Raw genomic sequence first — 13,121 nt, forward strand, 5'->3', positions numbered from 1 at the left:
GACCCTATTAGCGCTCGCCATGCACCAACGCAGCCGACGGGATCTCGGCAGAGAGCCTGTTCGGCGGCGAAAGTAGTGAAAATCACAGTTGGGAGAGCTGCTCAGGGAGGCTCCGCGTGAAGCGCCCAAAAGCAGACGATCAGTCACTTCGCTGAGGCGAAGGACCCTTGGTCCGCGATGCATGATCGTACTGGTAGGTTCACGCAGGCACTTTACTTTCCCCTTACCTGGCCGGATCTGGCCGGGTCAGCTCCCAAGAGGAACAACACCTGTGATAAACCGCGCCCGTAGGGTCCTGCTCGGAGCGGCCATGGCCCTCGGCCTCGTCGGCGCCGGCGCCGCCACTCTCGCCGTGGCCCAGCCCGCCTCCGTCACCACGACCGTCGCCGCCGCCGATCCGCAGGCCATGCCGTACGCCGTCGAGGACTTCGCCTACCCCGGCGGCGCCCAGATCGAGCAGCAGCAAGGCATCAAGGTCAAGCGGGGCAACGGCCAGCTGGTCCTCGTCGACTGCGCCCAGCCGTGGGACGTGATGGTCGAGACCCGCGTAGCGGGCGGCCGCAACTACTGCTTCGACGCACTGGGCTCCAACGGCTACCTCACCGTGGAGATCCCCAGCGCCTACGGCATCTGGACCGAGGAGAACTCCGTCCAGGCCAAGCTCACCGCCGAGGGCAAGACGACGACGGTCGACGTTCCCAAGAACAGCGTCAAGCCGGTCGGCGAGGGTGACGGCACCACGGGCAACAAGCCGTCCGTGCTGGTCGAGCTCCGCATCACCGGATAGCACCTCCGGCCGGACCTCCAGGCCGCGACGCCAACCCCGTCACCCGTTTCGCAACGTTCCCAAGGAAGACCCATGTCTGCTCAGCGTCCACGCCTGGCGTGGATCACCACCAGTCTCGTCGTCGGCGCCACCGTCCTGTCCACCGGCTCCGCCCAGGCCGTCACCGGCACCCCCGGCGCCGACGGCCAGCACGCCTACACCGTCAAGCTGAACGTGGGTGACGAGGCCAACAGCCGTGCCTGCACCGGCACCCTGGTCGACGGCTCCTGGGTCCTGACCGCCGCGAGCTGCTTCGCCACCACTCCCGGCGCGACGCTCCCGGCGGGCACGCCCGCTCTGAAGAGCACCGCGACGCTGAGCGACGGCAAGACCGTCGACGTGGCTGAGCTCGCTCCGCGCGCCGACCGCGACGTCGTCCTCGCGCGCCTGGCCACCCCCGCCACCGGCATCCCCGGCGTCAAGCGGGCCGGCGCAGCTCCTGCGGCCGCCGCCGAGCTGACCGCGGCCGGCTTCGGGCGCACCAAGACCGAGTGGGTGCCCGGCAGGCTCCACACCGGCAGGTTCACGGTCAATTCCGCCGACGCCACCACCCTGGCCCTGACCGGCAAGGGCACCGACGCCCTCTGCAAGGGCGACACCGGCGGCCCGCTGCTGAACGCGGCCGGCGAACTCGTCGCGGTCGGCAGCCGTTCCTGGCAGGGCGGTTGCCTCGGCACCGATGCCGCCGAGACCCGCACCGGTGCCATCGCCGCGCGCGTCGACGACCTCGGGCAGTGGATCGAGCAGATCCGCGCCACGACGGCCGGGTGGCAGACCAAGACCCTCGTGCAGTCCGGCAGCAGCCTCTACCAGGGCGCCCGCCTGCCCGACGGTTCCTGGACCGGCTTCGCCGACGTGCAGACCAAGGCGAGCAACCTCGGCGGCATCCGCAGCGCCGCCGCCGCCGGCATCAACGGCGACACGCACGTGCTGGCCATCAGCAACAGCGGCGGTCTCTTCCACACCGTCCGCAAGCCGGACGGCACCTGGGGCAGCTTCGGTGACGTGTTCTCCGTCGCGAACGTCCTCGGCAACTTGACGCAGGTCTCCGCCGTGTCCATCGGCCACGACCTCCACGTGATCGCGGTCGCCGACGGCAAGGCCTTCCACACCGTCCGCAACGGCACGGGCCACTGGACCCCCTTCCGCGACGTCTCCAGCGGCTCCGTCGCCAACGTGACCACGGTGGCCACCGCCAGCGTCCAAGGCGCGCTCCAGGTCGCACTCGTCAGCGGCGGCAAGCCCTACCACAGCATCCGTCAGACCAACGGGAACTGGACGGCCTGGGGCAACGTCAGCCAGGCCGTCACCGGCAACATCGGCCCCATCGGCGCCATCGCCATGGCCGGCTCGGGCGACGAGACGCACTTCGTCATCGCCACCGACAACGGCACCCGCCAGTACCACACCATCCGTGCCGCCAACGGGACGTGGAGCCCCTGGGGCGACCTGAAGGACGTCCTCGGAGCGGTCACGGCCAAGTCCGTCTCCGCCGCCGCCGTCAACGGGGAGGTCCAGGTCGCCGTCACCACCGCCGACGGCAAGCTCCTGCACACCACCCGCCACACCAACCGCACCTGGGACACCCCGGTGCCGGCACCGCTCCAGGGCCTGCCCGCGGCACCCGGAAGCCTGGCGATCACCGCCACCTTCACGGGCTGACAGCCGGCGCGAACCGTCCCACCCCAGCGGGGCGCTCTCGGTCCCGCCCCCCGGGGCACGGCACGGCTGACGCCTCGCCACACACCGGGAATCCCTCACCCCGTAGTGGGATTTCCATCGTGCGGCGGGGCGTCCCCCTGCCCGCGAACCCGCGCTTCGGACGGCCACCGGCGAAGGACCGCTTCCCTGCGAAGGGCCCGCCTCCACGGCTCCGGCCCTTCCCGAACCGGTGCCCCACAGGCATCACTCATCCTCACCACCCCAAGGAACACCCATGTCCACTCACCGTCCACGCCTGGCGTGGATGACCACCGGGCTCGCCGCCACCCTCGGCGCCGGCCTGCTGTCGGCCGGCCCCGCCCAAGCCGTCTCTGGTCCCGAGGCCCCGGCCGACCGGCACACGTTCACCGTCAAATTGGATCTGGGCGACGAGGCCAACGGCCGTGCGTGCACCGGCACACTGATCGACGCGCGCTGGGTGCTGACGGCCGCGAGCTGCTTCGCGGCGACGCCGGGTGCGGCGGTCACGGCGGGCGCGCCTGCGCTGAAGACCACCGCGACCCTGAGCAACAACCAGCGCCGTGACGTCGTCGAGCTCTCGGCGAACGCCTCCGACCGTGACGTGGTCCTGGCTCGGCTGGCCACGCCCGTCACCGACATCGCCCCGGTCAAGCGGGCCGGTGCGGCCCCCGCCGCCGGCAGCGAGCTGACAGCGTCGGGCTTCGGCCGTACGAAGACCGAGTGGGTCCCGGGCAGGCTCCACACCGGGACCTTCACCACCGACAGCACCAGTGCCACCACCCTCGCCGTCACCGGCAAGGGCACCGACGCCCTCTGCAAGGGCGACACCGGCGGCCCGCTGCTCAACGCCGCCGGCGAGCTCGTCGGCGTCAACAGCCGCTCATGGCAAGGTGGTTGCCTCGGCGTCGACCCCGCCGAGACCCGTGCGGGAGCAGTGGCCGCCCGTATCGACAACCTCGGCGCGTGGATCGAGCAGACCACCGCGCCGCGCAACGGCTCCCAGGTGTCGCTCCTGGCGGGCGGCGGCGGCACGATGTGGTCGCAGTCAGGGAACGTGGGCTACGGGGAGTACGGCTCCGCCTGGGCCAAGGCCGACGGGCAGAACGTCTCCCAGGTGAGCACGGTCCGCCACGGGGACTTCGTGCGCGCCTACGCCGTCGCCGGTGGCCGCGTCTACAGCGAGGACCTCGACCTCGCGACGGGCAAGTGGTCCGGCTGGGCCCAGGTCCCGGGCGGGGCCGCGGGCGCGAAGGACATCACCGCCGCGCTGGTCGGTGACACCGTCCACGTGCTGATCGTCGGCTCCGAGGGCAACCTCTACTCGCAGGTCGCCGACTACCGGGCCGGTCGTTGGAACAGCGCCTGGGCCTCGGTCGGGGCGACCGGGCTGACCCACGTCACGAGCGCCGTCTCGGGTACGACGGTGCGCGTGCAGGGCATCGGCGGGGGCGAGGTCTACGGCCGTGACTTCGACACGCGGACCGGCAAATGGAGCGTGTGGGGTGCGGTCCCGGGCGGCGCTGGTGGTGTGAAGGACATCGCGTCCAGCACCGTCGGGAACAACGTCCACGTGCAGATCATCGGCTCCGACGGTGCGATCTGGACCCAATTCGGCAACTACGACGCCGGCCGCTGGAACGACGTGTGGACCAAGGTGGGCGGTAGCGGTCTGACGCGCGTCAGCAGCGTCGCTTCCGGCGACACCGTCGAGCTGTACGCCGTCGGCAACGGCGGCAGGGTCGACCACGCGACGATGAACGCGACCTCCGGTTCCTGGAGCGCGTTCACGGAGCTTCAGGGCGGTCTCTCTGGAGCCTCCGACATCGGTGCCGCCGTCGGCGTCGCCCCGTCGAAGGTGACGCTGGCCGCGTCGGCCGGAAACACCCTGTTCAGCCAGAGCGGCAAGCTGGACATCGGTGCGTTCGGGGCGCAGTGGGCCAACGTGGGCGGCATGGCCGTCACCCGGCTCGTCGGCGTGGACACCGGCACCGGCATCCGTTACGTGGGTGTCGCGGGCGGCAAGGTCTACGACCGCGAGTACGTCGTCGCGACCGGCGCCTGGGGCAACTGGACCGAGGTACCGGGCGGGGCGGGCGGGGTCAAGGACGTCGCCGCAGCCATGATCAACAATGTGCTGTACGTCCAGGTCCTCGGCTCGGACGGCGGCCTGTACACGCAGGTCGGCGACTACAACGCCGGTCGCTGGAACGACACCTGGACGCCGGTCGCCGGTATGACGGGCATGACCGGCATCGGCAGCGTCAAGGCCGGTCATGCCGTCCGCCTCTACGGCATCGGCAGCGGTGGCAAGGTGCACGGCCGTGACTTCGACAGCCGGTCCGGCAGCTGGACCGTCTGGGGCGAACTGCCCGGCTCGATGACGGGCGCCAAGGACATCGCGGTGTCCCACATCGGCCACACCGTACGCGTGCAGGTCATCGGCGCCGACGGCGCGCTCCACGCGCAGACCGGCGACTACCTCGCCGGCCTGTGGAAGCCGAGCTGGACGAAGGTCGGCGGCACCGGTCTGACCCGCGTCTCCAGCGCCTCCGCCGGCGCGAACGTCCACGTCTACGCCATCGGCGCGGGCGGCGCGGTTCAGAGCAGCACCCTTGACACCACGCTGGGTTCCTGGACGGCCCTGCGGCCCGTCCCGGGCACGTTGAGCGGCCCGAGCGACCTCGCCGCGACCACGACGAAGTAGCCCTGCGGCAGGACAGAACGGCCCCGCCCGGGTCAGGACGACGATCCCGACCCGGGCGGGGCCCTCCTCGTACGACCTCCTACCTTTGGTGTCCCCCTGTACGTCTTCGGGCTGACTCGCCGTTCGACCGTCCGGCGTCCGGCGTCCGGGGAGATTCGCGTGTCCTGGGGGCGCCGGCCCGCCAGGGCGTGAGCCATGAGCAAGGAGTCGCGCGTGGGAAGTCGCCAGGACGGGACGGACGGAGTCCCGGGGCGGACGGAACGGATCCGGTGGGCGGGATGCTCTCGGCGAGGCGCCCGCTCGCGCTGGTGCCGTGGGCCGGGCACTCGGCGGGAATCGCCGCGTTCGTGATGGCGGGTCAACCGCTCGAAGACCAGTCCGGCGCGGACACCCTCCTCGGCCTCGCCCCAGCGGCGTTCGGGGGCGTACTGCGTGCCCCAGGTCCACCGGGTAGCGACCACGGTGTGCGCCTTGACGGTGATGTCCGTCCGCTCGAAGGCCCCAGGGTCGTTCCTCCCCCACTCTTCGCCGATCCTCCCGCACGTCCTGCGGCACAGTTGCGCGATGTCGCTGCTGCAGGCCGGAGTCGACAACACGGTCATCGCACTCTGGCTCGGCCACGCCGACGTCCGCTCCACCGACGCCTACGTCCACGCCGACATGGCCATCAAGGAGAAGGCGCTCGCACTGACCGCGCCGGTCACCGCCCGGCCGGGTCGCTACCGGCCCACCGACAAGGTCCTGGCCTTCCTCGACCGCTTGTGACCGTGCTGAGGAACCCAAATGGTTTGCTCCCCCGAGGACAGGCTGCGAGTGTCGGAACGACACTACGGGCGGTCGAAGGAGCAGACGGTGGCGCTGGTCAAGAAGGGCTCCCGGCGCATCGTCGTGGACGGCGTCACCTACCGCTGGCGCGTCCACCACAAGCCGACCTACTGCCAGTCCAACGGCTGGGGTCCACGGACGTTCGCGGTCGAGGACGCCACCGTCCCGGGAACCGTTCTCGTCGTCGAGACCGGCCGGCCCCACCCCGAGAACTGATTCGGTCTGACGACCAAGCCGGTCGTTCCCGTTGATGTCGCCCAGGCCATCCGGACCGCCCTCACGGGCCGAACCGTTCGGGCAGGTCACGCCACTGAACGCCGGTCCGCACCCTGTGCAGTATCCCGTTGATCACCTGCCGGTGATCCCGCCGCCGGCCACAATGCCTGTTGCTGACCGGCAGCAATGGTCGTAGCAGTTCCCATTCGGCGTCGCTTGGATCACCCCGCCCCATGTCGACATCAACGACCCGCTCCTGCACCAGTCACAAGATCACGCGAGCTCTGGCTCTCAGTCCGTGATGAAGGGGGCGTATCCAACCGGTACCTCGCTCACCTCAAGGTTTGAGAAGAGCAAGGTCAGGTCGTGAGCATTGGTCTCAATGTGAACCTCATGGAAGTCGATTCCCACGGCCGTCGACCAGCGACTGGCAGCTTCCGACTTGGGGCGGAGTTCGGCTCCGTACAGTTCGTGATAGTTCGCGCCCCAGACGTACTCTCCGGGGCCGCTCTCGTTATCGCGGTCGAGGAGCCGGTCGTCCAAGGACGCCCGCCAGGTCTCCATGGGCAGGAACGTCTCGCATCGGGCCTCTACGCAGTACCGAAAGAGATACCGCATGTAGGTCGACGGGCTCTCGGGGCCGTTCCACACGTTGATGATGACCTCGTAGTCGCGCATGTAGGTGGTGTACCCGTGGTGCACGACAAGGGCTCCGATGTGCTCGTTGAGCGTCCGCTGAAGTTCTGCGGTGTCCATGTCGCCCTTCTACCTCACCTCGGCAAGCCCTTCGACACCGAAAATCAGAGTCGCAGACACTCGTCGACTCAAAGATCGCCCGGACAAATCCTAGAGCAGCAATGCGCCCGTGGCCTCGCTGCGCGCCGGGCAGATCAGTCCGGCGCCGATGTGCCACTCCATCACCGGATCCGCCGCGGTCCCGTGCTCGGGGCACCAGCCGACCGGGGCCAGGCCGCCGCACTCGCGTGCCGGACAAACGCAGGTCTCGGTCGGCGCCGAGGAGGGTACGGCGTGGCGGGTGACGCCACCGGTCGGCTGCGACGAGGCCGCGCCCCGCAGCTCCGCCGGCCACGCCAGCGTCGGGATTGCGCCGTCGTCGCAGTGGCCGAAGATCCGCCAGGACTGAGATCAGCAAGTGGGCCGGCCACACCTTCGTCCGCCTCGCCACGAAACGACCGCAGTACACCAGCGACGGAGTCAAAGCTCTGGAAGCTGCCCGAGCCGCCTGGCCCAGAGGGGCACGCCGAGGCTCCGCCGAGGTCCTCACCGCCAGCGCCCGCATCCACCTCGTCAACGGTGACCTCGACCAGGCGGCCCGTCACGCCTCCGACGCCGTCCGCGTCGCGACCGACACCGACTCTGCCCGCAATCTCACTGCCGCATTCACAGTCCAGAGCGCCATCACCACGCGTCGACACGGGCACTGAACCCGAGCCTCAGGCCAAGCGCGGCCGCAACTCCGCCGCGATCCTCGCCGTCTCGGCCGGCGCCACATCGGCGACCCCGTGTTCCGCCATGAGCGCATGGAACTGCTGCTGCTCGTAGGGAACCCCAGACGGCAGAGCGGCGACGTGCCAGTGCACATGCGCATTGCCCTGCCCAGACCCCAGCGACAGCAGATACACCCGCTCCGGCGCCAGCACCTCCTCCACCACGAGCGCCACACGGCGTACGGCCTACATCATCCGCACATATCCGTCCTCCGAGAACCCACTGACCACACTCTCCACATGCGCCTTGGGCGCGACCAGAACCTTGCCCGGCAGCGTGGGCCACCGGTCCAGGAAGGCCACATGGTCAGAGTCCTCATAGACCAGCTCGTGCTCGTAGCCGGGTTCGCCCCTCAAAAACGCGCAAACGAAACACGGCCCAAGACGGGACCTGGCCTCGTAGGCGTCCAGGTCGAACAGCTTGCGGTTCACGGACGACATGGCATTCCACCCCCAGCACGGGAATCCGCCTGCGGCTCAACTGGTGGCCGCAAGGACAACTCCCCGTAGTGGACACCCCGCGCGCGACTCTTGTCAGAAGACACGTGAGTCGAGCCCACTTCGCTCCGGCCTCCACAAGCACGCAGCGCCGAGAGCCCCCGCCGGAACGGAGGCGGAAGGCCACCTTTGACGAAGCAGCTTCCAATAGCCAGGTAACGGTTCGGAATCACGGGCAGAGCCGCAGCAGCCGCGATCATCCGGTGTCGGCGGAACGCCCGCGCGCCTGTATCGCGCGATCTATCGTTTGTTGCAGCGAGTTAAGTGGGGGCGACGTGGTGCGGGACACGAGACTGGTGCAGACCGCGGTCATCGGTGATGAACACTCCGATGTCCCGATCATCCTGCCGACGGAGGCGATCGAGCTCGACGTCTTCCGTCGTGGCCACCACCAGGACACATTCTGGTGCGGGCTGTTCCTGGGCGGCTGCGGGGGCCAGCTCGCCACCAAGCTCTACGTCGATCGGCAGTGTCACTTCCAGCACAATCCGCTGCCGAACGGCGCCGTAAACACCTGCCAGCGGCCGTCTGTCGGCGAGTCCAGCGCGGATCACCTGTACGTGAAGTCGGCGATGTCGCGGTCGCTGCTTGAGTTCGGCCGGGCCGGCCGGTTCGCGTTTCCGCCGCCGATCGGCTCCCTGGTCGACGTCGATCTGGAGGACGGCCTGTCCCTGCGCATCCACATGGACGCCGCCGTGCGGCCGGACTGGGAGCGTCAGGGGGCCGTGATTCTCGGCCCCGGCGTGGTGCCGGATCCGGACGTGCTCGCGGGCTGCCCGTATGTCTACCGCGTCAGGTGCGACAGCGACGGGGCGAATCGCCGCGTGTGGATCGGAACCCAGAGTCTGGCCCGCCCCACCGAGTGGGTCCCGTTCAGCGAGTGCACGTGGACGGACGAGGGCCTGCTCACCCCTGCCGCCTCCCGCATCCTGCGGGACCGTTCCGCCGCCGGGAGCCGGCCGGCCGCACCGGGGCTGACTGCCGGCCGAGGTGCTCTGCCGGAGAGCGTGGTCACGTTCGTCCGCGGCCTCGAGGCGGCGCAGCGGACGGGGACGGTGGACCACGTGCGCCGGCTGTGCAACGGCAGCAGCTCCTTCCTGGACGGTCTGTCCTCCACGGCCCGGGCCGAGGCCGAGAGGGCCTTGGCGGAGGCGAAGGGGTGGCTGGCCACCCACGAGGAGTACCAGCGCCGCATCTTCAGGAACCTGGAGGCCGCGGTCCGTGAACGGCGGGCGTGGGATGTCCGGTCCGGGATTCAGCAGGCCGCGTCCCTGACCCGGCGTGGGGCCAGCGCCGAGGAGCACCGCATCCTGGCCGCGGCCCGGGCCTATCTGCGCGAGCATGACTATGCCGGTGAGCCCGCGGCCCAGGCGGTCTTGCGCCGGCAGCTGCACCACAGGCCGGCGCCGGCGGCCCCGAAGCGGCCGGGGCCCTCCACGAGCAGGAAGCCGAACCGGACGGAGGAGGCGGCGGCAAGAGCCCGTTCCCTGCTGAAGCGGCTCGCTCGCGAGAGCGACCTGCTGGCCGATGATGAGCTGGCGAAGCTGGTTCAGGAGCTGACGTGGGCGGCGAACATCGCAGGCTCCCACCTCAGAGGCCCCGAGCGGGACCGGGTCGACCGCTGGGTTCGCAAGGCACGACGGCGGCGACCGGCGCGTACCGAGGCCGCACCGCCCCGTACCCGCACGAAGCCCCCGGCGGGCGGGAAGCCGGAGAGCTGGGCGCGCGTGAAGCTCGACCCGCTGGCCGCCGCCGTCAAGACCATCCTGCAGAAGGCCGCAGCGACCGGAACCACGCTCACCTGGACAGAGATCCGCGCCCAGCTCCCACCGGATCTGCCCGCCCTCGAGCGGAGCCGGCAAACGGCTGTGCTCATCGAGGTCGACCGGAGCCGTCCGGGGACCGCACCGCTGCTGTCCGCGCTGGTCACGGGCGCCGATCACGACATGCATCCGGCCTACCCCCGGATCGCGGCTGCGGCCGGCCGGCCCCAGCCGCGGGGAGACCTGGAAGCGGTGGCGCAGTGGGCTGTGGAGGTCTCCCGCTTCCCACGGGCCGGCAGGAAGTAGGCCGCGCCCCGGCGGCGGGCGGTGGTCCGGCCGCCGCTGGTCTTACGGCCCGAGGTCACCGCCTCGAGTCGCCTGCGCGGCTGCTTCCTCCGCAGGGCGATCGTTCATGGTCAGCACGCAGACGTCGACGCGCGGGCGGGACATGGGTTCCTCCAGGCCGTCGGGCCGGTCAGGGTGTGGGGACGGGAATGCCGGTCAGGCGCTCGGCCTGGCGGGCGACGAGCGGGGCGAGGTGGGGGTGAACGCCCCGGGAGCACGCCTGGAGGAGCTGCCCGAGGGCGATGAGCTCCCCGGCGCGGCCGGCGTCCGTGTCCAGGACGTGGCCGAACTCGCGGCGGATCCGGGCGGCGGTCGCCGGCGCGGCCAGGGAGTACGCGTGCAGCAGCCCCAGGTCGTAGCCCACGGGCAGCCGGCCCCAGTTCTCCCAGTCCAGCAGGATCAGCGGCGCGCCGGTGAGGTTCGCCCAGTGCAGATCGGCGTGCCCGGTCGTCGTCTCGCGGATCCGGACGGGGTCGGTGCCGAGGAAGCGGCGGAAGTTCCGGTCGACCCAGTTCTGCCGTACCGACTCCCGGTCGGTAGGCACCGTCGCAAGCGTTGCGAGCGCGGACCTCAGCTCCGCCCACCACGAGTCGGGCAGAGCGATGTCCTGGTCGAGCACGGGCGTGCCGCTGGTGACCGGCGGGACGGACACGTACTCGGTGAGCTCCGCCCGGTAGGCGACGTGGCGGAAAGCCCAGTCGAGAACGCCGCGAAGCCGTGGCCGCGGCACCGATCGGGGTACGTGCGTGTCCGCGGTCGCCGTTCCCTCCCACAGCCGTCCGCCCGCCCGATCCTCCTCGGCGGAGACGATGCGCAGCCAGCAGTCCCCGGCCCGGCGCCCCAGGGTGCGGCCCTGCCACCCCCAGACCTCCGGCCCCGATGCGGACAACTGGAACTGCCGGGCGGCGGCCGCGTGCGCACGCCGCATCCGGTCGAGCTCGTCGCGCTCCGCCGGGGCGCCGAACACCGCCTGTCGCAAGGTCCGTTCCACCGTCACACCCCCTCCGCCACGGCGTCGGCCACCGGACGCTCAACGGGCCCGGGCAGCGCAACGTCACGCCCCGGCCACCGGAACACCATCCGGCAGTTCACCTTGGTTAGGACGTCCCCGGCGGGCAGGGCGTCGTCGGGCGTGCCGGCCGGGTGGACCGTTAGAACGGGGTCGGCGTGCTCGTCGTGGGCCTCGGCGCGGATGTGGCGGTCCCAGGCCCGGACCGTGGCCACCAGCCGCTCGGCGAGCTCCGGTCCCTGCTCTCCGAAGGCGTACGCGAACCACTCCCACTCGCGCTCTTCCCGGCGGTCGCTGTCCTTGGTCTGGACGTGGATCAGGTAGGCCAGCGAGGCCTCGCCGAGGATCGCGGGGGCATCGCGGTCCTTCGCGATACCGGTCACCGCCTCGGCGGACTCCTGGTGGGAGGCCAGCCGGCAAAAGCCCGGCACGGTAGTGGCCGCGAACAGCTGAAGGGAGCCGAAGTAGGAGTTCGCAGCCCTCATGGTCACGCCGGTCGTGACCTCGTGCCGCCGCCCGCTCAGCGCCCCCTCCAGGCCCTGAGCGTCGGCGGCGGGGCCGTCGTCGAAGCGCAAGGACAGCGCTCCGTCGAGCAGGGGGACGACCGGGGCCGGGCGGCCCTGCTGACCCTGGTCGCGGACGAAGCCGCAGTAGGTGAAGCGGCGGGCGTGCAGCACCTCGCCGCGCCGCTCGAACTCGATCGCCCGGGTGTAGCCGCCCATCTCCAGGGGAATGACCAGGCGCCCGCCCTCGACCAGCTGATCGCGCCAAGACGCACTGACGTCCCAGCAGTTGTAGGTGATCACGCTGCCGTCGAAGCCGCCGCGGGGTACGAGGTGGGCGGGCGCGCCGAGGGCGGCGTCGGCTTCGACGGCGGTGACGCGGCCGCTGCCGGCCTCCGCGAGGAAGGCACGGGTGCGGCGGACGACCCACGGGTCGATGTCGACGCTCACCACGCGCCCGTCGCACCCAGCGGCGTGGGCGATCAGCTCGGCGTTGTAGCCACCGGACCCCGCCTCGAACACGATCGCACCCGGCCGAAGACGCAGGCTCTCGATCATGTCGGCCTGGAGCCAGGCAGCCGATACCGAGCTGATGGCCCTCCCGGTCTCGTCGCGCCGGGTGATGACGGCCCGGTCGCCGCCGTCGTACGCGACCGCCAGGTTCGCTTCTGGTGCGAAGCGGTGGCGGGGCACGGTCCGCAGCGCGTCGCGGACGGGCTCGGACGGGGCCCAGCCGCCGTCGATCACCATCTGGGCCATCGCATGGCGTAGCCGGACGGCCTCCTCCGGCTCATCGGGCACGGGTGGCCGCTCGGCGGCGAGCGGGTAGGAGATCACTGGTGGAAGGTCCGGGATGACGCCGGGCCACACGCTGTCGATCGCCTGCGCGGCCGGGGCGAAGACGTCGCCGACGCAGGCGAGGGCGTGGAGGTCGTGGAACTCCCAGCGCTCGAACTTGTCCGGTTCGGGGTTGCTCAGCGCGCCCGTCCAGGCGGTGATGCGGACGACGGCCGTGAGCCTTGGCACGCCGTGGCTGTCGTCGACGAGCATCGTCACTACGTGCGCGGCACTCGGGTCGGCGACCAGGCCGGTCTCCTCGGCGAGTTCGCGCACCGCGGCGGCGGCGAAGCCCTCCCGGCCGGAGGTTTTGCCGCCGGGCAGCTCGAGCATGCCGCGCGTCGACCGGCCGAGCAGGACCCGGCCGGCATCGTCGGTGACGACAGCCAGGGCGCCGGTCAGGG

General features: G+C 70.9%; 11 protein-coding genes and 1 pseudogene. 6 read left to right on the forward strand and 6 right to left on the reverse strand.

What is annotated here, in order from left to right; genetic code table 11:
- Nucleotides 1-271 precede the first annotated feature (271 nt).
- The 5 genes from ACZ6ZI_RS29425 (at nucleotide 272) to ACZ6ZI_RS29445 (ending at nucleotide 6,254) form a co-directional block, all read left to right on the forward strand.
- Complete coding sequence (locus ACZ6ZI_RS29425; protein ID WP_469525755.1) at nucleotides 272-787, forward strand: hypothetical protein; 516 nt, start codon at nucleotides 272-274, stop codon at nucleotides 785-787.
- Nucleotides 788-859: 72 nt separating this feature from the next.
- The gene (locus ACZ6ZI_RS29430) at nucleotides 860-2,488 is read left to right on the forward strand and encodes a trypsin-like serine protease (protein WP_469525757.1); all 1,629 of its coding nucleotides are present in this window, start codon (nucleotides 860-862) and stop codon (nucleotides 2,486-2,488) included.
- Nucleotides 2,489-2,762: 274 nt separating this feature from the next.
- Nucleotides 2,763-5,213, forward strand: a complete 2,451-nt coding sequence (locus ACZ6ZI_RS29435) for a trypsin-like serine protease (RefSeq protein ID WP_469525761.1) — start codon at nucleotides 2,763-2,765, stop codon at nucleotides 5,211-5,213.
- A gap of 480 nt (nucleotides 5,214-5,693) precedes the next feature.
- Nucleotides 5,694-5,978 carry a tyrosine-type recombinase/integrase gene (locus tag ACZ6ZI_RS29440; RefSeq protein ID WP_469525787.1) on the forward strand — a complete coding sequence of 95 codons (285 nt, stop codon included), beginning with the start codon at nucleotides 5,694-5,696 and terminating at the stop codon, nucleotides 5,976-5,978.
- Between the two features lie 48 nt (nucleotides 5,979-6,026).
- Entirely contained in the window at nucleotides 6,027-6,254 is a 228-nt protein-coding gene (locus tag ACZ6ZI_RS29445) for a hypothetical protein (protein ID WP_469525763.1), read from the forward strand.
- A 64-nt stretch (nucleotides 6,255-6,318) separates the two neighbouring features.
- On the opposite strand, the pseudogene ACZ6ZI_RS29450 reads toward ACZ6ZI_RS29445, so the two are convergent.
- The 4 genes and pseudogenes from ACZ6ZI_RS29450 to ACZ6ZI_RS29465 all read right to left on the reverse strand — a co-directional run.
- Nucleotides 6,319-6,489: pseudogene (locus tag ACZ6ZI_RS29450) on the reverse strand (transposase); the annotation flags it as partial.
- Nucleotides 6,490-6,545: 56 nt separating this feature from the next.
- On the reverse strand, nucleotides 6,546-7,010 hold the full coding sequence (locus tag ACZ6ZI_RS29455; RefSeq protein ID WP_469525765.1) for a YxiG-like protein: 465 nt from the start codon (nucleotides 7,008-7,010) through the stop codon (nucleotides 6,546-6,548).
- 698 nt (nucleotides 7,011-7,708) lie between these two features.
- Nucleotides 7,709-7,936, reverse strand: coding sequence for a hypothetical protein (locus tag ACZ6ZI_RS29460; RefSeq protein ID WP_469525767.1), 228 nt, complete (start codon nucleotides 7,934-7,936; stop codon nucleotides 7,709-7,711).
- Nucleotides 7,937-7,948: 12 nt separating this feature from the next.
- The gene (locus tag ACZ6ZI_RS29465; protein WP_469525769.1) at nucleotides 7,949-8,194 is read right to left on the reverse strand and encodes an HIT family protein; all 246 of its coding nucleotides are present in this window, start codon (nucleotides 8,192-8,194) and stop codon (nucleotides 7,949-7,951) included.
- Nucleotides 8,195-8,556: 362 nt separating this feature from the next.
- Here ACZ6ZI_RS29465 and ACZ6ZI_RS29470 point away from each other — a divergent pair, with 362 nt between their 5' ends.
- Complete coding sequence (locus ACZ6ZI_RS29470) at nucleotides 8,557-10,329, forward strand: hypothetical protein (RefSeq protein WP_469525771.1); 1,773 nt, start codon at nucleotides 8,557-8,559, stop codon at nucleotides 10,327-10,329.
- 169 nt (nucleotides 10,330-10,498) lie between these two features.
- On the opposite strand, the gene ACZ6ZI_RS29475 is transcribed toward ACZ6ZI_RS29470, so the two are convergent.
- Together ACZ6ZI_RS29475 and fxlM are read right to left on the reverse strand one after the other, a co-directional pair.
- Nucleotides 10,499-11,359: a hypothetical protein gene (locus ACZ6ZI_RS29475; protein ID WP_469525773.1), complete on the reverse strand. Its 861-nt coding sequence runs from the start codon at nucleotides 11,357-11,359 to the stop codon at nucleotides 10,499-10,501.
- 2 nt (nucleotides 11,360-11,361) lie between these two features.
- The coding region (gene fxlM / locus ACZ6ZI_RS29480) for a methyltransferase, FxLD system (RefSeq protein ID WP_469525774.1) at nucleotides 11,362-13,121 on the reverse strand (1,760 nt) is incomplete at its 5' end.

The organism is Streptomyces sp. NPDC103540, from assembly GCF_055584445.1.